The 273-nt window shown below is 55.3% G+C and carries 1 pseudogene; it reads left to right on the top strand.

Annotation, left to right across the window (positions count from 1 at the left end):
- Positions 1 to 36: 36 nt before the first annotated feature.
- Positions 37 to 273 (top strand): annotated as a pseudogene (locus AB9F29_RS22685) (multidrug MFS transporter); the annotation flags it as partial.

The raw sequence follows: 273 nt of genomic DNA on the forward strand, positions 1-273 counted from the left end.
GCTCCCTGCTGATTACCCCTTCAGAAAGCACACACCATGGCTTCCAAACGCCTTGCCCTCCCCGAATTTGTGTCCCTTGTGGCCATGCTCTTTGCCATGATCGCGTTTTCGATTGACGCCATGCTGCCCGGTTTGCCGATGATGGGGCTCGAATTGACCCACGATGCGCCAAATCGGATCATGCTGGTTGTCCTTGTTTTTGTACTGGGCATGGGCAGCGGGACGTTTTTCGCAGGCGCGCTTTCTGATGCGTTTGGCCGCAAAACAGTGATC

This window comes from Falsihalocynthiibacter sp. S25ZX9, assembly GCF_041205405.1.
In the GTDB taxonomy this organism is placed as follows: domain Bacteria; phylum Pseudomonadota; class Alphaproteobacteria; order Rhodobacterales; family Rhodobacteraceae; genus Falsihalocynthiibacter; species Falsihalocynthiibacter arcticus.